This is a genomic window from Butyrivibrio sp. XBB1001 (assembly GCF_000424505.1).
In the GTDB taxonomy this organism is placed as follows: Bacteria; Bacillota; Clostridia; order Lachnospirales; family Lachnospiraceae; genus Butyrivibrio.
Genome location: NZ_AUKA01000016.1, coordinates 1 through 25,644, shown reverse-complemented (window position 1 = coordinate 25,644; position 25,644 = coordinate 1). Strand labels below are relative to the sequence as shown.

The following is a 25,644-nucleotide window of genomic DNA, read 5'->3' as shown; positions in this document are numbered from 1 at the left end:
TCTTTTATTACAAAGAGTACTTGATAAGAAGTCTTAATGTATTCTCTGCTCCATCTCTATGGCTTCTCTCATATCCGTGGGAAGCATAAACACCAGCACCGATAAGTCCATGTCTAAGATCATTGCCAGAACGAAGAGTTGCCTCTACATCACTTCCATAATGAGGATAAATATCAACTGCATAATCAGCGCCGCTATCCTTGGCAGCCTTGGTAAGTGCCTTTACTATTTCATAGCTGTAAGGACCACCGCTATCCTTGGCACAGATTGAAACCTGTTTCTCAGTACAGGTAAGGCCTTCTCCAACACATCCCATATCTACTGAGATAGCTTCTGTGCAACCCTCTGGAACGCTTCCACATCCGCCATGTCCAACTTCCTCATAAACTGTAATATGTGCATAAAGAGCTCTCTTTGGAGTTATCTTATTGTCCTTTATATATTTGGCAAGACCAAGAAGTATTCCTACGCTCAACTTGTCATCAAGAAATCTTGATTTGATATATCCTGACTTTGTAACTCTCACATTAGGCTCAAAGCAGACAATATCTCCAACTGAAATTCCTAGTTTTTCAGTATCTTCCTTAGTCTTAACGTCTTCATCAAGAACAACCTCGCAGGATTCCCAGGTTCTCTTTGTGTCATCATAGTCACCATTAACATGGATTGATGCGTTGTTTAGCTGGAATGTGCCTTCATAGATGCCATCAAACTTTGTGACTACCCTTACATTCTCTGTTTCAGCATTGTTTGGATTCATGCCTCCAAGATTAGTAAGCTGAAGTCTTCCGTTTGACTTTATAGTAGCAACCATGCCTCCAAGAGTATCTGTGTGTGCTTCAAGTAATAGTCCGTTCTCTTTGTCTTTTCCTCCAAGATCTACGATCACGCCGCCTTTATTGGTAAGCTTAGCCTCAAAACCCAGCTTTTCAAATTCCTTTTTTACCCAGTCAGCAGCTTCAGACGTATAGCCTGTTGGTGAATCAATGTTTAAAAGATCCGTAGTCTCTTTTACTATAAAATCCGTGTACTTTTTAAGATTTTCTTTTTTCATATCTGTTCCTCTCCTATTGCTAAATTATTCTAATCCCTAATTACAGGATCCATCCAATACAATTTCGAAAAATACGTGCCTATGCTCAGTATAGCGTCTGAACATCGCATATTTCCCCATCCTTTACCTTAAAACTCCAGATAGAGTGCGAGGCTAATCTATGCTCAGTCAAATAGTAGGTATCATCCACCTTCGTGATATAGTATGGTGTTCCTCCACCCACAAAGTACCTGGAATAAATATCTTCAAACTTCCCTTCTGCTAAATTCTCGAGAGAATCTGCCCTTACAATTGTGGCGTAATCCTGATTACCTGTAATATCAGTTGAAACAGTAATATAGTATTTCCCCTCAATAAAAGATAGCTGCGCCATTCCCGCAAGTTGATCTGGAACGGGATATTCTTTTTTGATCTTCAGGTTTTTTAGATCACACCTAAGAATTCTTGGAGTTGCTCCCTTTTCCGATATTCCTGAGACGAAATAAATGTCACCATCTATTATTGTAAAAGATCTAACATAGGTATCCGCAAGTTCGTCTATTTTCCTGATCTCAGTAAGATACATTCTGCTGGAGTCCTTGGTATGCCTAAAGCAATATAGTTCCCCGCTTTCAGAGCTCCAGACATAAAAGGTATCTGTAGCCTCATCATAAACTGTAAAATGGGGTCTGACTCCAATATTATCAAATTTCTGGGTAAGGATAAATTTTCCGCTACTCTTCTCATAGATAAGTACTCTGTTATTTTCTGTATCATCTATAAGATAAACTGTCCCATCCCCTGCTATGGTGTGTGGCATGACCGCCTCTGAACACATAATATCGAAACCAGTAAGGGATTCATCTACGTTGTCATTATAAACTACTCTGTTGTGGTAACAGTCTACAATAAACCAGATTCCATCAATCTTTGTAATATAGGTGGGAACACTCAGAGCATAATCTGGATTTTCTACTACTTCTGCGCTTTGAGCATAGTTTTCAAGATTTGCTGCTGCGTCTGTAAGATCTGAGATCTGCAGGTACTTAGTCCCATCAAATTCAGTATTCTCTAATTTGGTATCTTTAGTGCATCCCTGTATAAAAAAAGCCAATACAAAAATGGAAATGATAGTCCCCATTTTTATACGCATCACATCACCTCATTTCAAATCTCACTTAAGGATATGCATTCTCTTTAGAAGCCTTGCTATAGAAGCCCCTTTTGGAAAACGCTTTATTTCTTCCTGTGTAGCTCCGCCTGTTCTGATAAGGACAACAAAATAAACAATTATGGCTACAAATATAGCAATAACAGAGGCAACTACGTTTACGAAGTAATCAGAATACATAAACTCATCAAAAGAAATACCTACTGGTCTAAGGCTCTTATAAGCCCCAAAGGAAACCAGTCTGTATGTCAGATATGCAAAAACTCCCATAACTACAGCTGAAATAGTGGGAAGTACATAGGTCTTTTTAAAGCTGTTTGATGTATCAATAGACTTCTTTAGTGCCCTTGAATTCAATATGCACATCAGGAGTGAATAAAGAATAGTCGCAATGCAAAGAGCCACATTATTAAGATTAGTCTTTAGCAATAAAATGCTTAATGTTGCTGTCTGAATTATAAGGGCTATAAGTGCATTGACCACAGGGATATTGACCCTGCCTATTCCCTGAAGTACAGCATTTGACACTGTAGACAGGGCATAAAAGACAACTGTTACTGCTAGTATCTTTAAAAGCATGGAAGCTTCATCAATAGATGCTTTCTGAGGGAACAGGATCATCATAACAGGCTTGGAAAGCGCAAATAATCCTGCTGCACTTGGAATAGCTATTAAAAGAATTATCTTGTTCACTTTGGATATTGTTATGCTGGCAGCTTCCTTGTCGCCCTTTGCATAAAGTCCTGATATTTCAGGAATCATAGCTGCTGAGGCAGCACTTGCAAATGCAATTGGAAGATTGGTAATAACCAGAGACTTGCCATTAAAAACGCCGTACATGGCAGCTACAGCAGCTTCATCCATTTTCTTTACATCCATAAGAATTCTGCTAAAAAGCGTCGCATTAAGAGAAGTAGAAAGATTGTAGATAAAAGTACTAAGTATAAATGGAGTGACAATCAGAATTATCATCTTATAGATTTCTTTACTTGATATCTCTTTACCCTTGTCACTATCAAGGCGCTTTCTGATTTCCTTCCTGTTTGTGTAATAGACATGCATCATAAGAAGGAGTGCTACAAGAACACCGCTTCCTGTGCCAAGAGCACTACCAATAGCGCCATACATAGCTCTCTTGGACGTATCAGCCTCTCCTGCAAGTCTTGTCAAAAATAATGCTCCACCAACACTTACAAGTGCATTAAAGACCTGCTCTACAACCTGGGATATAGATGTCGGAATCATGGTCTTATGAGCCTGAAAATATCCTCTTAATACTCCAAGAAATCCAAAAATAAATATAGTTGGAGCAAAAAATCTAAGTACTACTGCGCTTCTCCCTGCAGCAAGAATATCCGCACCCAAAAACAGGATCAGACTTCCTACAAATCCCACTATAGAGACATAAACCAGTGCGCATTTAAAGATTTTATGGGCATTCTTAAATTCTCCAAGAGCCAGCCTTGAAGATATTATCTTGGACATAGCTGATGGGATGCTATAAGAAGAAATAAGCAGCACAATAGAATACATGGCGTAGGCTGCTGTATAATAGCCATTTCCTTCATCGCCAATTATCGCTGCCAATGGGCTTCTATATAAAAGGCCTATTATCCTGCTGATGATCCCAGCCATTGCCAGAATTCCAGCCTGCATAAGAAGCCCTCTTTTTTTGCTAGTATTTTCAGCATCAATATTCATAACTTAAAAAACTCTTTTCATATGAACTATTTTTACAAAAATGAAGGACCTGACATTTGCCAGGTCCTTACTATCATGGCTTCAACCAATCATACATTTCCTGATATTTCTCTGCAGAAACCTTCCAGGAAAAATCAACTGCCATGGCTCTGTCGATCATCTTGTTCCACTCACGCTTCTGATCGTAATATACATGCTCAGCCTCTCTGATCGTTCCAAGCATCTCGTGAGCGTTGTAATTAAGGAATCCAAAGCCTGTTCCAGTGCTCTCAAATTTATTATACGGCTCTACAGTATCTATAAGTCCGCCTGTCTGACGAACAATAGGAATAGTGCCATATCTAAGAGCCATGAGCTGTGAAAGGCCACATGGTTCAAATAATGAAGGCATCAAAAATGCATCTGACGCAGCATAAATCTTGTGAGACATAGGTTCTGAATAATAAATATTTGCAGAAACCTTGTCATGATACTTCCAGTCAAAATGACGGAAAGCATTCTCATACTGCTCAGTACCTGTACCAAGTACAACAAGCTGAATAGCATCCTGACAAAGTTCATCTAAAACGTAGTTAATAAGATCAAAGCCCTTCTGATCAGTAAGTCTTGAAACAATACCAATCATCATGCACTTATCATCTTCCTTAAGCCCAAGCTCTTTCTGAAGGGCACGTTTATTCTTGACCTTTTCCTTGCGGAAGTTAATGGCATTGTACTTGTAAGGAATGTATTTGTCTGTCTCAGGATTGAAATCATCGTAGTCTATACCATTGACAATACCTCTGAGGTCGCCAGATCTTGCTCTTAAAAGTCCATCAAGCTCTTCACCATAGAACTGAGTCTTGATTTCTTCTGCATAGGCCTTACTTACAGTAGTAATGGCATCCGCATATACAATACCACCCTTAAGAAGGTTGGCATCCTTAAAGAGTCCCAGCTTGTCAGGGGTAAAATAATAATCCGGAAGACCGGTGATATCCTGAACTGCCTTGATATCCCATTTGCCCTGGAATTTAAGGTTATGAATAGTCATAACCGCCTTGATTCCCCTGTAGAACTCGCTTCCCTGGAATCTCTCCTTAAGGTATACAGGTACAAGACCCGTCTGCCAATCGTGGCAATGGATAATGTCAGGTCTGAAATCTATAACAGGCAGGATTGACAGCGCTGCCTTGGAGAAAAATGCAAACTTCTCAATCTCAAAAAGCACATCATCTCCATATGGTTTCATACCGTTAAAGTAAAACTCGTTGTCGATAAAGTAATATTTTATCCCGTCAACTTCTGCTTTAAAAATACCAACATACTCATTCTTCCAATGGAAGTCCATGTAAAAGTTGGAAACATATTCCATCTTCTCTCTGAGTGGTTGACCTATACACTTATAAAGCGGCAGGATTACACGAACATCAAAATATCTCTTGTCGATATCCTTGGGCAGAGAACCTACTACATCAGCAAGTCCGCCTGTCTTAATGAATGGTACACCTTCTGAAGCTACAAACAGGATGTTTTTCATTAGTCTTGTGTCTCCTCATACTTTGCAGATTGCATAGCTATAAGTTCTTTATCGTCAAAGTAGTTGATCCTCATTGCATTCTTCACATCTCTAAGTGTAGAAGCTGCAACTTCCTCAGCTACCTGGCTTCCTTTTCTAAGTACTTCGTAAACGTATGGTATATCCTTCTGGAACTCTTTCCTTCTGTTTCTGATAGGCTCAAGTTCTGTCTGAAGAACATTGTTAAGGAATTTCTTGACCTTAACATCACCAAGTCCGCCACGGCTGTAATGCTCCTTCATCTCCTGAAGATTAGCATACTCTGGAGCAAATTCAGCAAAATGCTCATCTTTAGCAAAGGCATCAAGATAGATAAATACGGGATTGCCTTCAACCTGGCCTGGATCCTCAACCCTAAGGTGATTAGGATCTGTGAACATGCTCATAACCTTCTTCTTGATAGAATCAGGTTCCTCTGAAAGGTAAATGCAGTTTCCAAGTGATTTACTCATCTTGGCCTTACCATCAATACCTGGGAGTCTTAAGCATGCTGCATTATCAGGCAAAAGAATCTGTGGCTCAACCAAAGCCTCACCATAGATTGAATTAAACTTGTGAACAATTTCTCTGCACTGTTCGATCATAGGTTCCTGATCTTCTCCAACAGGAACTGTTGTAGCCTTGAAAGCTGTAATATCAGCTGCCTGGCTGATTGGATAAGTGAAGAAACCTACAGGAATGCTGGTCTCAAAATTTCTCATAGCAATTTCAGACTTAACAGTAGGATTTCTCTGAAGTCTGGAAACTGTTACCAAGTTCATATAGTAAAATGAAAGCTCTGTAAGCTCTGGAATCTGTGACTGAACAAACAATGTAGATTTCTCAGGATCAAGACCAACAGCAAGGTAATCAAGCGCTACCTCAATGATGTTCTGTCTGACCTTCTCAGGGTTGTCAGCGTTATCAGTAAGCGCCTGAGCATCTGCGATCATAATAAAGATCTTATCAAACTCCCCGGAATTCTGAAGCTCTACTCTTCTACGAAGTGATCCTACGTAGTGGCCTACATGAAGCTTACCTGTTGGCCTGTCTCCAGTTAAAATTATCTTACTCATTCCCCAATATCTCCTAACAAAAATAGTATCCTATATAGAATACTCTATTTTAGCCTAAGTGACAATGCAAATTGTTCCTGTGAAACCTTTACAAGAACATTTTTTGTTCCTGCTGTCTGGCCAAGGAGCCCAAACTCTTCTGAAAAAAGAGCAACTCCCAGATTTAATCTCCCTCTGCTCCTTATATTTCCATATTCATTTATGGAATTCATAACGCTCATCATTACTCTGTCCCTAAGTCCCCAATTGGTAAAAAGAGCCAGTATCTCATCGCAGGTTGTACAGTTCATTACTGTTCTTACCTGACTTGCAGTTCCGCCGACTATAGCTGTATGGGCCGCAAATATTTCTCTTCTACCATCAGACGCATAGGAATTTGTATTAGTTATGCCGGCAGCAAGCTTAACGAGCTTACCCACATTTCCTACAAGAAGAAAATTCTCAACTCCCATGGATACGCAGCTGTCAATAGCCTGTCCAGGATAATTGTAGCAGTACACTGCCGTTTTAAGAGGCAAATGAAGCTGTTTATCAATTTGGTCGGCACAATAAGATCCAGGGGCAACCAAAATGCTCTTTACCCCCATATCAACCTGCTTCTTTATCTGATCATCTACAGACTTTGTTATATCTCTCTGATGAACAGCACAAAGCTTAGAATACTCACCAATTATTGATATTCCGCCAGTAAAGGTTGTCTGTCCCATGGCAGCACTTGCAGCGATCATCATTCCTTCAGGGCATCTTATTGTGATAAGAAGAAGCTGAGCACCATCAGACGCCTCGCATATCTCACCAACTGTGTCAAAGATCATCTTTCTGGTATTTGCATCTATGAGGGCTTCACCATTTAAAAAACCGGCAGCACCTCCTGAAGCCGTACCAATGCCCTCTCCTCCAGTAAGAAAAAGATTGGGATGGCTAGGGCTCACAAAAGCATTTTCGCTTATGGCATTAAAGTCATCGATATATGAAACAGTAGCTATTATCTGGGCTTTATCCTTTATATCAGGAGGATTGCCGCCTTCGAAGCTTGCAATATATTCAGATTTTCTTAGGTCGCACCCTTCATCATTTCTTCGAACCTGGCATAGTTTATTTACAGTACCTGCTATTTCTACTGTCTCATGTCTGATCCTGAAAAGAAGATCCGCAGAAGCAGCGTGTGCAGCCGCAGCAGCACATTCGCCTGTTGATAGTCTTGCTATTGAAACATTCTGATTACCTAAATCTCGTGTTGTAAACCTATCCATATTTGGCCTTTCACAGATTAAAAACCACAATATTATGTGTTTGCAAAACATTCCTACAACATCATATACCTAGTTCCATTATACAATATTTCGTTGAAAACCCAAAGAAATATTCAACAATTAACTATATATCGTACTTTGATTATTTATTATTTCGATTTACTTTATGTTTAATTTATAAATCGTCCATTTTTTGTCCATATTTAGATACTAGTATATATCTATCAGAAGTAAAACTTCTGACTCCCCCAACAAAACTTTTTTCATACCGGGTCGATCGGCTCCCCACTGGTCGACCCCTCCTCCCAAAAAAATTACCACCTATTTAATTCAAAATAGGTGGTTTTATTATGCCCGTAAGGGCTGATATACATTATGCTGTAAGAATCTCATTTTCTTCTATTGAAGCTGCTATTTGTTCGGAATTGTCTGTACTCTCCTCAATCTGTGCCTCAGCTTCAATTTCTGCAGCTGTATCACCAGATTCAGATAATAATCCATCAGTCTTCCTGGGGCCTCTTACGCCAAAGCTTCCGTTGTATCTAAGCTCTTTAAGAAGTTTCTTGACCTTTTTAAGATCCTTGTCCATATCTTCCAGATGCATGCTGATTACTGTTGGTACTCCGCTTCCGCTAAATTCTACTCTAAATCCAGCATCCTTAAGCGTCTTAAGCGCTTTTAACTTATCTGTTGTACTAATCTCATCTACTTCTTTTATATTCTTAGCCATATCTTGTGCCTTTCTTTGTACTAAACACAATATAACACATTATCTTTAAAATTTCAAACATCCGTTCTGACATTTTTGCACAATATTATTATCGTTATTGCGTATATAATTTAGCAATATTTTTTCTCTAAATACTGTTAAGTTTTTTATTTACCCACCGATATATTTAGTGAGAATAAAAATTCTCACTCCCCCAACAAAACTTTTTTCATACCTGGGCTGCTTAACTCCCCATTAAGCAGCCCTCCTCCCAAAAAAATCTTGTGGAACAAAAAAGAGACGACTCCCTATCGCCTCTTTTTTATTGCTTATTATTTGTCTGTTGTGTAGGCCTTTACAAAAAAGTCCTTATCTTCCTGCCTTTCAAGTCCTGTTCCATCTCCAACTATATAAAAGCTGCATCCGCTGGCATTATAGCAGTTGTGAACGTTGCCAGTCAGATTATCCCACTCATCATAATTAGGCTTACTGATGGCATCTACAGCACTCTCAAAAACGACTCTCCCTGGGGTGTAGGGACTAACCAGAATAAAGAACTCATCCCCAGCTGCCAGGTCTATCTCTTTTTCAAGTTCAAATGTATGGAAACCTCCGCTTATAGCGCTGCCTTTAAAACTAGCCGCAGGCTCTTTTAAATCAGAAAACTGAATCGCGTTATCTTTTACCCTGGGATTAACATAAATATCAAACTTATACTGCTGATAAGTATCTAGCCCCATAAGGCCAATAGCCTTTAGCTTTTCATCTCCTGCAGCAGTGTATAGCATTCCATAAGGGTTAGTGGAAGCGCTATAGCTTGTAACATAGTTATCTGAATCTTCAAGCGTGCTTATCATGTAGGTGATAAAGCCTGCTGCCTGATAGTTGTGATCATAAAAATCACTGTCTCCCTCAAGGGCTATATCGTAGGCTGCCACGTTATTTGTGCCAGTAGTCTGATCGTAATAGGATAAATAAAAGAATCCATTCTCCCCAGAGTTATTCCCCCAGCTGTTTCTGCAAATCCAGGCTCCATCAGAAGGCGGCGTCATCCTGAAATTAAATCTGCTGTAGGAATCATCCCACCCAACAATCATGACTTCATGATCTGCAGTAGGTATCTTAGCTCCTCCAAAATCAGAATAAAGATTCAGATTATGTCCGCTAAAGAACTTACTGTCTGCGCAAACTCCGCAGGTCACTGCCCCATGTTCCATTATCATCTGCTTTATCATTTTATTATTGTCGATATTAGAACATATCTGGAGGACATTCTGCACATGGAAAGAGCTAGTATAAGCTGGTGAAGGAAGGCTTGCATTATCCTTAAAAAGATATTTTTCTCCGTAGATGCTGTTAAAGCTATCATTCCCTTGTTCGTAAACAGGCCCTTTCCAGGCTGTCAGAAGGCTTATTACAAAGTCTGCTACTCCGCCTGTTGCAACATAATTCGTATCATAGTCAAAGATCCATGCGCCTTCTTCGTTATCTGCGTTAACGAATTCTCTGTAGTCTCCGTCTATATATCCATTAACTGACCCTTCAGCTTTATGCATGTTATAGTAGGCAAGGTGTTTTTCAGAAAGGTCAAGTTCATTCCTTGAAAATTCAGGATAATGCTTTAAAATATCGCTTTCAATTGCCCCGAGAGAAGCATAGGTCCAGCACAGATAGGTATATCCCTGATCTTCAACAGGGGTTACATAGTTTTTTCCATCAACATCTCTTGAATCGTATTTTTCAGGAATTTCTTCAGAAGAAAAGGAATGAATGTCTACCGGAATAATATCAGAAAAATCATCATTCCCATAAAAGAGGCCAAGATCTCCCTCTTCAATAGTGACCGCCTCAGGCAAAAGAACTACCTCAACACTTTCAACGTCCTTGGAAACAGGCTCTGCTCCCCCCATTGACTCTAAAGACGCCATAAGTGCACTATCTGCTTCCTGTCTCTCAGAGGCCGCTTCTGTGTTTTTGGAGTTTGAGCTAGCTGCCTGATAGTTTTCATCAAGTTCCCCATTTACTCCATCTAAGTCTGTAGCATCTGCGCCTTCTACCACCTGCCCATCCCGCCTTGATGGGTTTTCTTTTACATAACTCATCTGGCTTATTACAAGAAATATCACCACCGCAATTGCAACAAGAATTGAAGCGCTTATAAGAACTTTTTTCTTCATATTGGGCCCTCATAAAAAACATGACTACTGGCAGCAATTTCTATGAATATGATATACGAATTGCTCCATGACTACTGGCAGTAAATTACATGGATATGATATACGAATTGCTCCATGACATACGTCATTTTCGCAATTCTACAAATATTCGGAAACCGCTAATTTACTTCGTAAATTGCTAATTCCTCATATTTGTTCGGGTCAATAATTCATAATGATTATCATGTAAACATGTAATCATTATGAATTATGACACCTATATCATATATATTTTACTACAATCGTATTAAATGAACCAAATAATGACTGGGATATATCTTTTGCAAAGGCTTCATAGTCTATATAATGATACCCCTTTTTCCAGCCATCAACTACTCTCAGCATAGGATAAAGCTTTTCTCCCACACGCCAGATGCTATAGCCTGCAACTACTATAGTATGGTCCTTATAATAGCCCCTTGCTATGTTCATTATGACCGGCCTTCCCTCCGAGATTTCTTTTACCACCTGTTTCTCAAAGGTCCAGACATATACTCCCCTGCACTTTGTCTTTATTCCATATTTTGCAAAAGCTTCCTTGGCAATACCAGAAATAAAGAATGGAACTGTCCCTCTCTTGTCTGTATAACCGTAGCTTTCTGCGATTTCCTCAACATCCTTGTATATTTCACGAATATCCTCTGGAATCCCAGGAAGCTTCATAGTTCTTCTGTAGTAGTCAATTACTCTTGCTACAGCTACAACAGAACAGTTCCTGGTCCTGCGGCCACTGATTTCCTCCATAGATCTCTGATCCATGACAATAGGACGTCCTCTTTTAACAAGAACGCCTCTTTCTCCATATTGTTCCTGTAAGTATTTGGTAATAATACTTATTCCGCCATAGGGCTTTCTTTTTTTAGTCATATGCACCCTTTACTCGTTTACATCAACATAATTGCCGAAAATCCTGACCACATCTCGCTTTTTCTCATCAGAAATTGCAATAAAATCATCATATATATACTTTATTACAACACCATATTTACATCCATCATACTCTCTTACAACTTGCTTTTCTCCTTTTTTTACAGAGCAAAGGCAATCATCGTCCAGGAAAAATAGCTTTTCTTCATATTTATCATATTTTAGATCATAGTAGCCATTTTCAGCCGTTGAAATAAAGTTAAGCTTGCCATCGTGATATTCATATAACTCATTATCGGAGCTGACAAGCCAGAGAGTATCACAGTTTTCATCCCCGGCTAGACTTTCAACCTTAAAGTCTACCCCAGGAATATCCATATATTCTGTTCCTTCTGCGGTAACTCTTACTGCCTGGAATATACCATTGTTTTTCTCATATAACCATCCGCAGTCCTCATCTATTTTATATGGTTCTTTATACACGAATCCATCAAGTTTTAACAGCCTTGTATTCTCATCCTCAAAGTAGAAGCTGTGGTTGCCAGTAATAAAGCATTTTCTGAAGGTCGGAGCATCACAAACATTAATCTCTGATAAACTTCCAGTTACACCAATTATTTCTTTTCCCAAGTAATAAGTTCTTGCATTATCATCTAGTAGTTTTTTCAAAGACTCCATTTCTGAATTATAGTAATATAAGCCACTCTCACCAGCTAAAAACATATCGGTACAGTCGTCATTCACTGTTATTTCCCATATATTATCTGCAGAACCAATGCATTCGCATTTTCCGTCATTATAATAAAATATAAGTTTCAAACTATCATCATAATATTCAAAGAAAGCTCTTTTACCATCTCTTGAAATATATATGGGTTTAAGAGTCTTATCTGAAATTTTAGTTTTCTCAGAATCGTCCAAAGAAACTATCCAAGTTCCCTGTTTTTCTAAATAATTATCAGAAAAAACAACATACTTACCATTGGAGGATATTGAGCTTTTATAACAGCTATCTGCAATCTGAATTCTGCTGTCATTATCTACATCGTAAACAAACAATCCATCTGTACTACCTTCACATAGTATATATCCGCCATCCTTACACATTATAAAGTTATATATTTCATAGCCAATAGGCCTTGGCTTTAGCTGTCCATCTACATAATATAGCTTATCATCATTTTCTACCGCAGCCATAGTGTGATCATAATTATCGTTATAATCAAAATAAGCATTTTTCTCAAAAAAGTCCTCTAGTACAGCGCCGGTCTCACTAAAAAGAATGTGGTCTCCCATAAAGATCCTGGGGTTTTCGATATCGTTAATATCAGCATACCTTACAATCTTCTCGTCCTTACTATAGTCCATTCTCATGCCTTTGCTGTCATCTATGATCGCAAAAGCAGAAAATACTACAATCGCTAAGATGACAAGTCCTGATATACCGGCTATTATACCGGCCATTTTCTTTCTCTTATAGTTTTTTATAGGTGTGCCACAATAAATACAGTAGCTGACCTTTCCATCATTTTCTCTTCCGCATATATGACATTTCATAAAATCTATCCTCTCATTTAACTCGTGTAATATGCAAATCACCAGTTTATAGCCTGATTCAGCATCCAGACTCATAATATAATATCACACACGTCAATTTCCACTTTACTTTTCTCTGGCATTTTCTCATAATTATATCTATGGAAAAAAGTGAGCTTTTATCAGTCAAAGAAGCCTCTGAGATTCTTGGAGTGAGCTCTGCGACTATCAAAAACTGGATAAAGCTTGGGAAACTTAAGGGCCAGCGAAATGGGGCCTTCTTTTTGCTATCTCAAAAAGATGTGCTTGATAAATCTAGTGAGCTTGCGTCTTCCACTGATCTTAGATCCAGACGCAATAAATCACGGCAGTCTTCAAACTTTATACCTAAATCTTATATTTCAGCTTCTTCTCCTAATTATAAAACAATTAAAAAACTCATTATGTGTGAGGATTTTTCAAAAAATAACATCGAAGATATTCTCTGCTCTTATAGCCATGGTCTCCTTAAAAAGGCTGGCGTGCCACAGAATATCTCTAAAATCCTGTTAAAGAGCCTTAAAAGTTCTTCACAATCTGATGTTTCTTATAACTACCCGCTTGTCCTTATCCCGGAGGAAGATACCCTTGGAATGCTGTATCTGTCTCTTCGCTCTATGCAGGACAAAAAGTCTACAGGAGCCTACTACACTCCTTTCTTTGTGGCAGATGAACTTATTAAAAATGTGTTTGCCGATATTCCGTCAAAAGAGATATCTGGCAAAAAGATCCTTGATCCTGCCTGCGGAACGGGTAATTTTCTTATAAGACTTCCTGAAAACGTACCTCTTTCCAATATTTACGGCTATGATATCGACAGCACAGCTATAGCTATAGCAAGGATCAATTTAGCTATCAGATACAAAATCACCAGCCAGAATGATCTGGATATGATATTTTCAAATATCCGCAGCAGAGATTTTCTTTTTGATACAGAAAAAGAATCCCTTATCTTTGATCATGTAATCGGGAATCCGCCCTGGGGCTACGCTTTTAAAAGGCCTCAGATAAATTCCATAAAAAAGCTCTTTGAGTCCTTTGAGGGCAAGGGTAAGCCTGAGTCTTTCACTCTTTTTGTAGAAAAAGCCTTAAAGTGCTCAAAAAGTCTATGTTTTGTGCTTCCAGAGACAATCCTGTCCTCTGACTATCACGGTGGCATCAGGAAATATATATTAAAAATGAGCTGCATCAAGCAGTTATGCTATCTGGGGGAAGCCTTTGATAAAGTTCAGTGTCCTTGCATCACTTTGCAGCTTACAAAGGGCCTTAATATTTCTCATATAAAGGCGTCCTTTTACAAGAAGCAGAATAAAGGTGGCAGAACTCTTTGTCTTCTCAGAAGCTTTACTGTTCCAAAAAATCGCATAGACTCTGATAATTTCAATATTCTAGCAGACGACTCAGAGTATGCTATTCTTCAGAAAATGCATGAGGTGCCACATTTTACCCTTAAGGATAATTGTGACTTTGCACTTGGTATTGTGACCGGTGCAAATAGCACTCTTTTATCAGACACCTATAGTAAGGGCCTTGAGCCAATAATCAAGGGAAAAGACATATCCAAATACTCAATTTCTGTAGGAAATACCTATACTGCTTTTTCGCCTGATAAATACCAGCAGGTTGCTCCAATAAGTCTCTATAGGGCCCAGGATAAGCTCTTTTACAGGTTTATAGCAAACGAGCCTGTAGTAGCCCTTGATAGAGATGCTTTATTGTCATTAAACAGTGCAAATATCATGGTTCCGCATGTAAATGGTTATTCAAATTACTATATAATGGCAATCCTTAATTCCAGTGCCATGAGCTTTTATTACAGGCACACCTGTAAGAATTTAAAGGTTCTAAGGTCAACCCTGGAAACTCTGCCAATCCCCATCTGCGATGAGGTCACAAGAAAAGAAATAACTAAAATGTCTAAAATGATATCAGATTATTATGATAATAATGATCAGTCTTTTGATGAGAAAATTATTCTTAAAACCATAAAAAGACTAGATAAATGTGTGGCAAACCTCTATAATTTAAATGCTGACCAAGTAAAAATATTGTCAGAATAAGAAATACATAGTTTACTTTTGCGGTTTAAAGTGGTATAGTGTTTCAAGATTTTCGTTTTTTAGGAGGATTATAGAAATGTCTTTTGAATATATACAAAAGCTCCCTACTCCAGATGAGATCAGGGAGAGATTTCCACTTACAAAAGAGCTGGCTGCTATCAAGGCTCAGCGTGATCAGATGATCTCTGATGTCTTTACTGGTAAGAGTGATAAGTTTCTCGTTATCATTGGTCCTTGTTCAGCAGACAGAGAAGATGCAGTCTGTGAGTATGTTCAGCGCCTTGGTAAGGTTAGTGAGAAGGTTTCAGATAAACTTATTATCATACCCAGAATCTATACCAACAAGCCCAGAACAACTGGCGAAGGCTATAAAGGAATTACTTCTCAGCCAGATCCAGAAGGCAAGACTGATTTCCATGCAGGACTTATTGCCATGAGGCAGATGCAGCTCAAGGCCATTCAGGAATCTGGTCTTACAGCAGCTGATGAGATGCTCTATCCTGAGAACTGGGGCTATGTAGCAGATATTCTCTCCTACGTGGCCATAGGTGCAAGATCTGTTGAGGATCAGGCCCACAGAATGACTGCCAGTGGTTTCGATGTTCCTGCAGGTATGAAGAATCCAACAAGCGGAACATTAAGTGTCATGCTCAATTCAGTTTATGCTGCTCAGCAGGAGCATGATTTTGTTTACAGAGGCTACGAAGTTAAGACTAATGGTAATCCTCTTGCTCACTGCGTACTTAGAGGTTCTTCTAACAAGCATGGCCAGTCTATACCAAATTACCATTACGAAGACTTAAGCCTTCTCATGCAGCTCTACAATCAGCGTGAGATTGTTAACCCTGCTGCTATTATTGACTGTAACCACAATAATTCAAATAAGCAGTTCAAGGAACAGATCAGGATTGCCAAAGAAGTTCTTCACTCCAGAAGCCTTAATTCTGATATCAAGTCACTTGTTAAGGGTGTCATGATTGAGAGCTATTTGGAAGAAGGAAGCCAGAAGATTGGCGAAGGCATATATGGAAAGTCCATTACTGATCCTTGTCTTGGATGGGATGACACAGAAAGACTTATCCTTGAGATGGCTGAACTTGCCTGATCAAAAAAACAATTTTAAATACGATTTTTAAAAAGAAGGTAGCACCTAAATCAAGTGCTACCTTCTTTTATAGTATATTATTCTTAATCTTGTTTAGTTTCTTATTCTTGCCCACTCATATGGGTCCTTGGACAAGCCTTTTTTGCTGGAATACTTGGCCAGAGTAGCTTCATCTGTATAGCCCATCATCTCTTTTACCGCTAGAGTGTCCGCTCCCGTCTCCAAAAGATGAACTGCGAAGGAATGTCTTAGGGTATATGAAGTAATATCCTTATCTATTCCTGCCCTGTCAGCATAGGTCTTAATAAGTTTCCAAAGTCCCTGTCTGGACATGGTCTCCCCTTTGTAATTTACAAAGACCCTGTCCCTTGAAGCTTCATTGTCACTTATAAGTTCCTGTCTTGCATGTAAAAGATAATCATCCAAGGCTTCTCTTGCCTTTTTGCCGTAGGGGACTACTCTGTCAGCACTAAGTCTTATACAATTAAGGCTCATATCTATGTTACTAAGCCTAAGATCAACAATTTCCGAAGCCTTAAGTCCTGTCGCATACATTATTTCTAAAAGGGCTTTATCTCTTTTACCCTTGTTATCATCTGAAAAGCTCTGTGACAATAAGCTCTCAACTTCATAGGCGCTAAGTATCCTGGGCTGATTCTTAACAGCTCTTGGTGCCCTAAGCTTTTCTGCAGGATTTTCATTTATGTTGCCGTTTTCCAAAAGATATCTGAAAAAAGCTTTTGCAGATGAGTTGTGCCTTATAATGGTGTTTGATGATAAATGCTCTTCATTTAGAAAAGCCATATAAGCAAACAGCCTGTCCTGAGTTATTTCCTCCACAGCGGTTACTCCTCTGTTTTCCATGTACTCTAGCATCTTCTGAAGATCTCTTTTGTAGGAAGCAGTTGTATTATCGGAGCATTTCTTTACTGTATGCAGATAGAAAATAAACTCATCCAGAAGCTGTTTCATCTTTTTATATCCTTATCATCTGTCCATAATTTGATCAAGCTTGGCAGAAACGCTGAGACAATCAAAGGTTGCAAAATAATCTCTTGGCTTTTCTGCTCTTCTGATGAGCTGAACGCTTCCATCCTCTTTAAGAAGAAGCTCAGCACATTTTAGCTTGCCATTATAATTATATCCCATTGAGAAGCCATGTGCTCCTGCGTCATGGATAAACAGATAATCTCCCTTGTCTATTTTAGGAAGTTTTCTATCTATAGCGAATTTATCGTTATTCTCGCAAAGAGAACCCGTAATGTCGTAGGTGCAAATGGCCTCATCATTTTCTTTTCCAAGAACAGTAATATGATGATATGCTCCGTACATAGCTGGTCTCATAAGATTAACTGCGCAAGCATCTACGCCTATGTATTCCTTGTAGATGTGTTTCTCATGGATAGCCTTGGTCACAAGAGCTCCGTATGGTCCCATCATAAATCTTCCCATTTCTGTAAAGATAGAAAGATCTCCCATTCCAGCAGGAACAAGTATTTTTTCAAACTGCTCCCTTACTCCTTCTCCAATAGCCTTGATATCGTTGGGCTCCTGATCAGGAAGATAAGGGATTCCTACTCCGCCAGAGAGGTTTATAAAGCATACCTTACAGCCTGTTTCCTTCTGAAGTTCTACAGCAAGCTCAAAAAGCTGCCCAGCAAGCTGAGGATAATATTCGTTCGTAACTGTATTGCTTGCAAGAAAAGCATGGATACCGAACTTTTTTGCACCCTTTGATTTAAGAATTTTGAAAGCTTCAAAAAGCTGGTCTTTAGTCATACCATATTTGGAATCTCCTGGATTATCCATGATTCCATTACTCAATGTAAATACTCCTCCTGGATTATATCTACATGAAATGGTCTCAGGAATCTTGCCAATTGTCTTCTCAAGAAAATCTATATGAGTGAAATCATCAAGATTAATAATTGCTCCAAGCTTGTCTGCGTACACAAATTCCTGAGGGGGAGTATCATTTGAAGAAAACATGATATCCGTGCCCTTTGCTCCTACTGCCTCACTGAGCATTAACTCTGTCTCTGAGGAGCAGTCAAATCCGCAGCCCTGCTTCATTAAAATATCCATAAGCACCGGATTTGGTGTCGCCTTAACAGCAAAGTACTCTTTAAAACCCTTATTCCATGAAAATGCATCATATACAGCCTTGGCATTCTCAACTATGCCCTTTTCATCATAAATGTAGAAAGGTGTAGGGAAGCTCTTAACTATGCTTTCCACCTGTTCTTTTGTAACGAAAGCTTTCTTCATAATATATTTCTCCTGCAGTGTATATAGATTTTAAACAATTTAATATACACTTTAACATAGTAACGTGCAACAATGCAAGTACAAATATATGTTAATAAACCAAACAAAAAAGCGGTTTATATATTTTCTATCTGCCAGTCAATTGGAGCAATTCCGTTCTTTTTAAGAAACTCATTGCACTGACTAAAATGCTTGCAACCAAAAAATCCCCTATATGCCGATAATGGGCTAGGATGCGGTGCCTCAAGGATAAGATGCTTGGGGTTATTAAGCATACTCTTTTTCATCTGCGCAGGTTTCCCCCAGAGCATATATACAATTGGTCTATCCTGTTCATTTACAGCTCTTATTATGGCATCTGTGAAATTCTCCCAGCCTTTTCCTTTATGAGAATTGGCCTGATGCGCTCTGACAGTCAAAACTGTGTTAAGCAGTAGAACTCCCTGATCCGCCCACTTTTTAAGATACCCGTTATTGGGAACATAACACCCCAGGTCATCATTAAGCTCTTTATAAATGTTCTGAAGTGAAGGCGGCGTATCAGCCTTGCCTGGAAGAACAGAAAAAGAAAGGCCGTGAGCCTGTCCAGGTTCATGATATGGATCCTGCCCCAGAATAAGCACCTTCACATCCTTTAGTGGAGTTAAGTGAAGTGCATTAAATATATCGTCAGATGGAGGATACACTACATGAGTACTGTACTCTATTTTAACAAATTCAAATAAGTTTTTGTAATATTCCTTGTGAAACTCCTCATTAAGGGCTGGTAACCAGTCCCCAGAAACCATTGCCATGTCTTTATGCCGCCTTTATTAAATAGATTATTGATCAAAGCCTGATAGAAAGGCCTTTGTCCTTTAGATATTTCTTTAGATCACAGATTTCAAGTTCTTTAAAATGGAAAAGAGATGCTGCCAGAGCTGCATCAGCTCCGCCTTCTGTCAAAGCATCATAAAAATGTTCCATATTCCCTGCGCCTCCTGAAGCAATTACAGGAACGCCAACTGCATCTGAAACCTTCCTTGTAAGTTCAAGGTCGTACCCTTTCTTGGTACCATCACAGTCCATGCTGGTTAATAGTATTTCTCCAGCACCCAGAGAAACAGCCTTTTTAGCCCACTCAATGGCGTCAATTCCCATATCGATCCTGCCACCATGCTTGTAGATATTCCATCCGCTGCCATCTTCTCTTTTCTTGGCATCCATAGCAAGAACAACGCACTGGCTTCCAAACTTATCAGCAGCCTCAGCTATAAGCTCAGGTCTGTCAATTGCTGCAGAATTCATGGCAACTTTATCAGCACCCTCTCTGAGAATTGCCCTGACATCATCTACAGTTCTGATGCCGCCGCCCACTGTAAAGGGGATAAATACCTTTTTAGCCACTTCTCTGACCATATCCGCTACTGTAGCTCTTCTCTCGTTGGATGCTGTAATATCCAAAAATACAAGTTCATCAGCGCCTGCTTTAGAATAGGCTTCTCCTACCATAACCGGATTTCCGGCATCTACCAGATCTACAAATTTAACTCCCTTTACTACTCTTCCATTATTTACATCAAGACAGGGTATTATGCGCTTTGTTAACATTTATTTGCCTCCATTCTCATACATTCAGGAAATTTTTTAGTATCTGCATTCCAACTTCTGCACTTTTCTCAGGATGGAACTGACAGGCAAACACATTTCCGGACTCTACAGAAGCTTCAATAGTAGTCGAATACTCACATGTAGCTGTCACAATACTCTTATCCTCTGCATCAAGATAATAAGAATGAACAAAATAAACGTAAGCCCCCTCATCAATACCTTTAAATAATTTGCCTTCTCTTGGAAACTTAAGGCTATTCCAGCCAATCTGAGGTATTTTGTAACTATTTCCTTCAGCGTCCCTATCAGGGATACTTACTATTTTCCCACGTAAAATGCCCAGGCCACAAGCTCCTACTGATTCTTCACTTGAATCAAATAAAAGCTGTTGGCCCAGGCATATTCCCATAAATGGAATCTTCTCATCCACAACCTGCTTAATTGTGGACCTAAGTCCATACTCATCTATTTTCCTAATAGCGTCACCAAAAGAACCAACGCCAGGCAGTACCACGTGGTCAGCTCTAAGGACTTCCCTGTTGTCTCTAGTAAGGATTGTCTCAGCCCCAAGATAATCAAAGGCTTTTTCTACACTCCTTATGTTTCCAGCATCGTAATCAATAATAGCAACCATATAGCTTGTGCCTCCCAAGATAGATATCGATGCCTTCTATAGAGTTCCTACAATTTCCATTAGTCTTATGGTGTAGTCTCTTTCTTTTTTTATGGAATTTATATCTGAAATATCTGTTTCAGACAATCCATATTTTTCCAAAAGCAACGATTCTATATTAGAATACACGCCCTGTACTTCAAATTCAACATTGAATTTGGTAGCTTCTTCTAACAGATCCTCCTTATTTCTCATTCCCATAAGAAGCATGTCAAGTGCTTCTTCTTTCATGTTCATGGCCACATAGTTCTCATATCCTGAAAGATACCTCTGTGCCCATGCTAGAACTCTTGATTGCTCATAAATAATTGACTGATCTTCTGTTAGTTCTTTTCCATAAAGCATTTTATATGCAGTAGTATATTCCCTGTGAGTATAAGCACTTGAAGCTTTATTATTTGCTATTCTCTCTGGAAGTACCAAAACCGGAATCATGAAGAAAATACCTATGCTAGCCGCAAAAATGCCTGAAATAGCAATTTTCTTTGGCGACATAACCTTCTCAGGAGCTTCTGGATCCTTTGGAGGTTTAGGCTTTTTCTCCTTCTTAGGTTTTGGTGGCTTTTCTTTCTTAGGTTTAGGCTCTTTTTTAGGTTTTTCCTTTTTAGGCTTTTTCTCTTTCTTTTTCTTTTCTTTCTTGGGTTTTTCTTCCCCTGCAAGTTCTTCAAGTACTGTAGCATTTTCATCTGTCAGACTTGCAAGCCCCTCATTTTCCTCTTCAGTTAAGGTTTTGAACAGTTTTGCAAAAAAGCCTGCCAAACCCTTCTTTTCCTTTTTCTCCTTCTTGCCTTTACCGCCTTTATCATCTTCCGAATCTTCTTGCTTACTTTCGCCTTTCTCAGGTATAGAAGCAAGATCATCAAGTGATGGTTCCTCCGCGCCATCATCAAAACCTTCTTCTGTAAGGGCTTCGAGAATCTCTTCCTTAGGTATTTCTTCATCCTGAGCAACGCCAGCCTCTTCATCCTGCTTGGCAGTACTCTCCAAATCCTCGATTTCATCACTTGCAAGGCTGTTCATGAGGGCGTCTAGATCAGGCATAGAGACATCTTCTCCCTCTGCCCCATGATCAGCACCTTCATTTGATGAATCAGCTAGTTCAGCAACTTCTCCCTCTGTAGAAGAGGCGGAATCTGCATCTTCTCCTAAAAGATCGTCAAGGCTTGCTTCCAGATTTCCAAGATCAAACTCATCCTCAGAGCTTTCTGAGCTTTCCGTACTATCTGCATCTTGCGTAGTTTCTTTTCCATCAGATGCATCCTCACTTGTAGTTTCATCTGTAGTTTCTAAAGATATTTCGTCTGAAGATGTTTCCTCTGACAATTCTGCTTCAGATGCTCCATCTTCTGATGGCATCTCATCTGTTAAGCTTTCCTCTAATGATTCGATTTCGGAAGCAGGCTCATCTGCTGTTCCATCCTCGGAAGTTGTTTCCTCAAGCACATCGTCCATCATCTGTTCCATATCTTCCAATGAAACTTCATCACTTGTGCTTTCTTCTTGTTTTTCTTCCAAAGAAGAGTCAGAAGTATCTGCTGCGCCCATAGATGGATCTTCTGTCAGTGAGTCCAAGTCTGCCATATCCTTCATGAGATCATCAAGATTCTCCATTTCACCTTCTGAAGTTTCTTGATGTGCAGTAGCTTCATCCTGTGCCGGCTCTACTATTGGCTCATCTATCTGATCAAGAACCTGCTCTTCATTTCCTATTGCATCAATTGATTTCTCAATATCCTCGAGGGATAAATTATCAAGGCTATCAGAATCACCCTCTGATAAGTCCTGAATATTGTCAAGTACATCACTTAAACTATCGCTCTGGGCCTCATCTGCAGCTGCAGATAAATCGTCTCCAGGCATGTCATCTAATAAACCTGTCAGTATTTCCTCTGGTGTTTCGTCTGCATCAGATGTATTACTACTCTCCATAGCAATTGCATTATCCTCTGGAAGTATAACCTCCGGAGCCATTTCTGAAAGAGCATCATCTTCTTCACTAATATCTACGATGGGAGTATTCTCATCAGGATTTGCTGATGTGTCGTCAAATTTTCCGCTCTGTATTTCAGCTTCCATTCTCTCAGCATCTGCAATAGCTTCATCTAAAGCTATTTCCTCCGGATCCCTTGTATCCAGAGCAGATACATCTTTTCCAACTGTAAAATTCGGAATGCCTTCATCTGTTGGAGACTCAATATTATCTAATAAGTCTGCCATTTTTTCGTCGATTATTTCATCACTATCAAGCTTGTTTAGTAAATCTCCAATTTCAGCCAAATCTTCATTTCCATTGGAATTACTTACAAGCTCGCCAAGATCCCCTGATCCTGTTTCAGAAGCAAGGGAATTTCCTTCGCCCTTAGCTTTTGATGACATTCTGCTAAGAGCAGATCCAGGGTTCTTATTTGATTGTGCGGAATTTAGAAGACTGTCGAGATATCTCTCATCGTCAGAGCTCATAGTCCTTTACTCTCCTGCAGGCAATAATCAACTGAATTCATTGGAATAGAATCTGTCTTACCTTCAATCTCCGGAGTATGATGATATAGTTTTTCATGTACTCTTATCAGATGAGCCTTTTTATTGATAAAAGTTATTTTTTCAAATGGCCATCTAACAACTGTAGGATACTCAAGACCAACTCCCAACTCCAAAATCAGTAAATTGGAATTAAGGGTTCTTGAAAGGTAAGTCATATACTCGTTCCATTTATTAATATATGCACTTTCATTATATACTATTTTACTATATTCCGTTCTCTTTTGGTTAAGATATAGTTCTTTGCCTTTGTAAAAAGGTCTGGAAAAAGAGCTATCCTCTCCAATATTTCCATCTAAATCTGTTATGATTCCATGAATTCTCTCAACAAGTTCCATAAAATCAGGTACAGACTGCGCACTGATAAGTTCATCCTTATCGCTTGAAGTCTGAAGGTACATCAGATTTCCGCAAGGATAGACGCACTTTTCCGGGTCAAAACCATAAAGAAGAGCATCCTGAAAAACAATGTCACTAACAAGGAAATATTTTTTATCTCCAAGCATCTTGCAAAGTCCCCTATAGGCGTCTTCTATTTTCTTATTTGAATTATAATATGCGTATTCATATTCTACGATTGGTAGAAGCCATTGATTACCCTCATCCTTACAATACTCTAAAATCTGACAATATCTTCTGTCCGATTTTATCCCCTTTTTAACCCAGTTCCATTCGCTGCCAATTCCAATTATACATAGATCAGAGGCTTTGATTCTCTCCAAAAGGCTTTGTTCCATATAGCACAATACTCCATTCGTTCATTAAAAATAAAAATAACTCCCTTCATTGAAACAGTTAGACACATTTATGTAAACTGAGTCAACAAAGGGAGCGAACGTCAATCAGTATTAGCCGCCGGCATTAACAAGTTCATCAATTACAGCAACGAGATTTCCGATTTCAGGTTTGGAAAGCTGTCTATCAGCGCCTAAGGATTCACCTTTTCTCCTCATTTCCTCGTTTACAAGAGAAGAGAAAATAATAAGCGGAATGTCCTTGGTAGCATCATCACTCTTAACGAGTTTGGTCAATCTATGGCCGTCCATAATAGGCATCTCAATATCCGTTATAATACACTTGATCTTATCAAGCTCGTTTCTATCTCTGCAAGCCTTAATGTAATCATATGCAAGCTTACCATTTTCAAAGTGTCTTACATTATTATATCCCGCCTTGTTAAGAGAATCTACAATAAGCTTATTAAGAAGCTGTGAGTCCTCTGCAAGAACAATAGGTACCTCGTTTCTAGGTCTTGATCCAATATCTCCAAGAGCATCCATATTAAGACCAGTGTTAGGATTGATATCAGACACAATCTTCTCAAAGTCAAGAATAATGATAAGCTGATTCTCAAACTTAATGATACCAGTTGAGATACTCTCTTCAGCTTTTGAAATAGTCGCATTAGGTTTAATGATATCAGCCCATGAAACTCTATGAATTCCTACAACTGAATCAACATGAAAAGCTATGTCCAGCTTATTAAAGTTTGTAATAATGAAAAGCCCACCCGCTTTTGAAGCTCCACGCTGAAGGCAATTTCTAAGATCGATAGCTGTTATCATAGTATCACGAGGCATAAAAATACCTTCAATACTAGGATGTGCATTTGGTACAGGAGTAACTTCCTGATACACAATAATCTCTTTAATCTTAGCTACATTGATACCATAGCAATGGTCATCAATTCTAAATTCAAGGACTTCTAATTCATTGTTACCACTTTCAAGCAGGATCTTTGATTCCATTCTCTCACCTCGTTAAATGAAATAAAAAAAAGGATGTTAACTTACAAAACTAACATAAAACCGATTGAAAATTAATTGAATATCCTCATTTAGTATAGCATAGATTAAATAAAATAAATACAAAAAATCAAAAAAGACGGCCATTTGACCGTCTTTTAAGAAATCATTTATATCAATTTTATATTTTTCTTTTTTCGTTTAAATTTGTACCTTCAAAACCGAACACTGATAATCTAAATCCTTCTTTCAATCGTTCCTAACCTTCTTGGATAAGCCCTCGACCTATTAGTACACATCAGCTGAACACGTTACCGTGCTTACACCTTGTGCCTATCTAACCTCATACTCTCTAAGGGGTCTTACTGCCGAAGCAGGGATATCTCATCTTGAGGGGGGCTTCACGCTTAGATGCCTTCAGCGTTTATCCCTTCCGGACGTGGCTACCCAGCCTTATGCATCTGGCGATGCAGCTGATACACCAGCGGTCCGTCCATCCCGGTCCTCTCGTACTAAGGACAGCTCCT

At 39.1% G+C, this 25,644-nt stretch carries 20 protein-coding genes and 1 rRNA gene; 2 read left to right on the top strand and 19 right to left on the bottom strand.

What is annotated here, in order from left to right; all coding sequences use genetic code 11:
• Positions 1 to 7 precede the first annotated feature (7 nt).
• The 10 genes from G631_RS0112785 to G631_RS0112740 form a co-directional block, all read right to left on the bottom strand.
• Complete coding sequence (locus G631_RS0112785) at positions 8 to 1,054, bottom strand: M42 family metallopeptidase (protein WP_026489789.1); 1,047 nt, start codon at positions 1,052 to 1,054, stop codon at positions 8 to 10.
• A gap of 85 nt (positions 1,055 to 1,139) precedes the next feature.
• Positions 1,140 to 2,186: a hypothetical protein gene (locus G631_RS19160; protein ID WP_035789812.1), complete on the bottom strand. Its 1,047-nt coding sequence runs from the start codon at positions 2,184 to 2,186 to the stop codon at positions 1,140 to 1,142.
• A 21-nt stretch (positions 2,187 to 2,207) separates the two neighbouring features.
• Positions 2,208 to 3,905, bottom strand: coding sequence for a putative polysaccharide biosynthesis protein (locus G631_RS0112775; protein WP_026489788.1), 1,698 nt, complete (start codon positions 3,903 to 3,905; stop codon positions 2,208 to 2,210).
• Positions 3,906 to 3,978: 73 nt separating this feature from the next.
• Positions 3,979 to 5,424: a glycogen synthase GlgA gene (gene glgA, locus G631_RS0112770; protein WP_026489787.1), complete on the bottom strand. Its 1,446-nt coding sequence runs from the start codon at positions 5,422 to 5,424 to the stop codon at positions 3,979 to 3,981.
• A complete protein-coding gene (gene trpS / locus G631_RS0112765; RefSeq protein ID WP_026489786.1) occupies positions 5,424 to 6,518 on the bottom strand; it encodes a tryptophan--tRNA ligase in 1,095 nt (364 codons plus the stop codon). Before trpS ends, glgA begins: the two co-directional genes overlap by 1 nt.
• Before the next feature lie 44 nt (positions 6,519 to 6,562).
• Positions 6,563 to 7,771, bottom strand: a complete 1,209-nt coding sequence (locus G631_RS0112760) for a cobalt-precorrin-5B (C(1))-methyltransferase (protein ID WP_026489785.1) — start codon at positions 7,769 to 7,771, stop codon at positions 6,563 to 6,565.
• A gap of 373 nt (positions 7,772 to 8,144) precedes the next feature.
• Positions 8,145 to 8,501, bottom strand: a complete 357-nt coding sequence (locus G631_RS0112755; RefSeq protein ID WP_026489784.1) for a hypothetical protein — start codon at positions 8,499 to 8,501, stop codon at positions 8,145 to 8,147.
• A 311-nt stretch (positions 8,502 to 8,812) separates the two neighbouring features.
• Positions 8,813 to 10,657: a C1 family peptidase gene (locus G631_RS0112750; protein WP_026489783.1), complete on the bottom strand. Its 1,845-nt coding sequence runs from the start codon at positions 10,655 to 10,657 to the stop codon at positions 8,813 to 8,815.
• A 261-nt stretch (positions 10,658 to 10,918) separates the two neighbouring features.
• Positions 10,919 to 11,563, bottom strand: coding sequence for a C39 family peptidase (locus G631_RS20335; protein WP_051197227.1), 645 nt, complete (start codon positions 11,561 to 11,563; stop codon positions 10,919 to 10,921).
• Positions 11,564 to 11,572: 9 nt separating this feature from the next.
• Positions 11,573 to 13,120, bottom strand: coding sequence for a TolB family protein (locus tag G631_RS0112740; protein ID WP_026489782.1), 1,548 nt, complete (start codon positions 13,118 to 13,120; stop codon positions 11,573 to 11,575).
• Positions 13,121 to 13,260: 140 nt separating this feature from the next.
• Here G631_RS0112740 and G631_RS0112735 point away from each other — a divergent pair, with 140 nt between their 5' ends.
• Positions 13,261 to 15,198 (top strand): TaqI-like C-terminal specificity domain-containing protein, encoded by a 1,938-nt coding sequence (locus tag G631_RS0112735; RefSeq protein WP_026489781.1) that lies wholly within the window; start codon positions 13,261 to 13,263, stop codon positions 15,196 to 15,198.
• A 76-nt stretch (positions 15,199 to 15,274) separates the two neighbouring features.
• A complete protein-coding gene (locus tag G631_RS0112730; protein ID WP_026489780.1) occupies positions 15,275 to 16,303 on the top strand; it encodes a 3-deoxy-7-phosphoheptulonate synthase in 1,029 nt (342 codons plus the stop codon).
• 93 nt (positions 16,304 to 16,396) lie between these two features.
• Here the strand turns inward: G631_RS0112730 and G631_RS0112725 are convergent, their stop codons facing one another.
• From G631_RS0112725 to G631_RS0112685, 9 genes are all read right to left on the bottom strand, one after another.
• Positions 16,397 to 17,275 (bottom strand): tyrosine-type recombinase/integrase, encoded by an 879-nt coding sequence (locus tag G631_RS0112725; protein ID WP_026489779.1) that lies wholly within the window; start codon positions 17,273 to 17,275, stop codon positions 16,397 to 16,399.
• Positions 17,276 to 17,290: 15 nt separating this feature from the next.
• Complete coding sequence (locus tag G631_RS0112720) at positions 17,291 to 18,574, bottom strand: diaminopimelate decarboxylase (RefSeq protein ID WP_026489778.1); 1,284 nt, start codon at positions 18,572 to 18,574, stop codon at positions 17,291 to 17,293.
• A 113-nt stretch (positions 18,575 to 18,687) separates the two neighbouring features.
• Positions 18,688 to 19,365: a uracil-DNA glycosylase gene (locus tag G631_RS0112715; RefSeq protein WP_026489777.1), complete on the bottom strand. Its 678-nt coding sequence runs from the start codon at positions 19,363 to 19,365 to the stop codon at positions 18,688 to 18,690.
• 34 nt (positions 19,366 to 19,399) lie between these two features.
• Positions 19,400 to 20,161: an imidazole glycerol phosphate synthase subunit HisF gene (gene hisF / locus G631_RS0112710; protein WP_026489776.1), complete on the bottom strand. Its 762-nt coding sequence runs from the start codon at positions 20,159 to 20,161 to the stop codon at positions 19,400 to 19,402.
• Positions 20,162 to 20,177: 16 nt separating this feature from the next.
• Positions 20,178 to 20,795 (bottom strand): imidazole glycerol phosphate synthase subunit HisH, encoded by a 618-nt coding sequence (hisH, locus tag G631_RS0112705; RefSeq protein WP_026489775.1) that lies wholly within the window; start codon positions 20,793 to 20,795, stop codon positions 20,178 to 20,180.
• A gap of 36 nt (positions 20,796 to 20,831) precedes the next feature.
• Entirely contained in the window at positions 20,832 to 23,294 is a 2,463-nt protein-coding gene (locus tag G631_RS0112700; RefSeq protein WP_026489774.1) for a hypothetical protein, read from the bottom strand.
• Entirely contained in the window at positions 23,291 to 24,109 is an 819-nt protein-coding gene (locus G631_RS20330; RefSeq protein ID WP_026489773.1) for a hypothetical protein, read from the bottom strand. The genes G631_RS0112700 and G631_RS20330 overlap by 4 nt, the downstream gene beginning before the upstream one ends.
• Positions 24,110 to 24,220: 111 nt before the next feature.
• Complete coding sequence (locus G631_RS0112690; protein ID WP_026489772.1) at positions 24,221 to 25,120, bottom strand: chemotaxis protein; 900 nt, start codon at positions 25,118 to 25,120, stop codon at positions 24,221 to 24,223.
• A 265-nt stretch (positions 25,121 to 25,385) separates the two neighbouring features.
• Positions 25,386 to 25,644: ribosomal RNA gene (locus G631_RS0112685) — 23S ribosomal RNA — on the bottom strand; the annotation flags it as partial.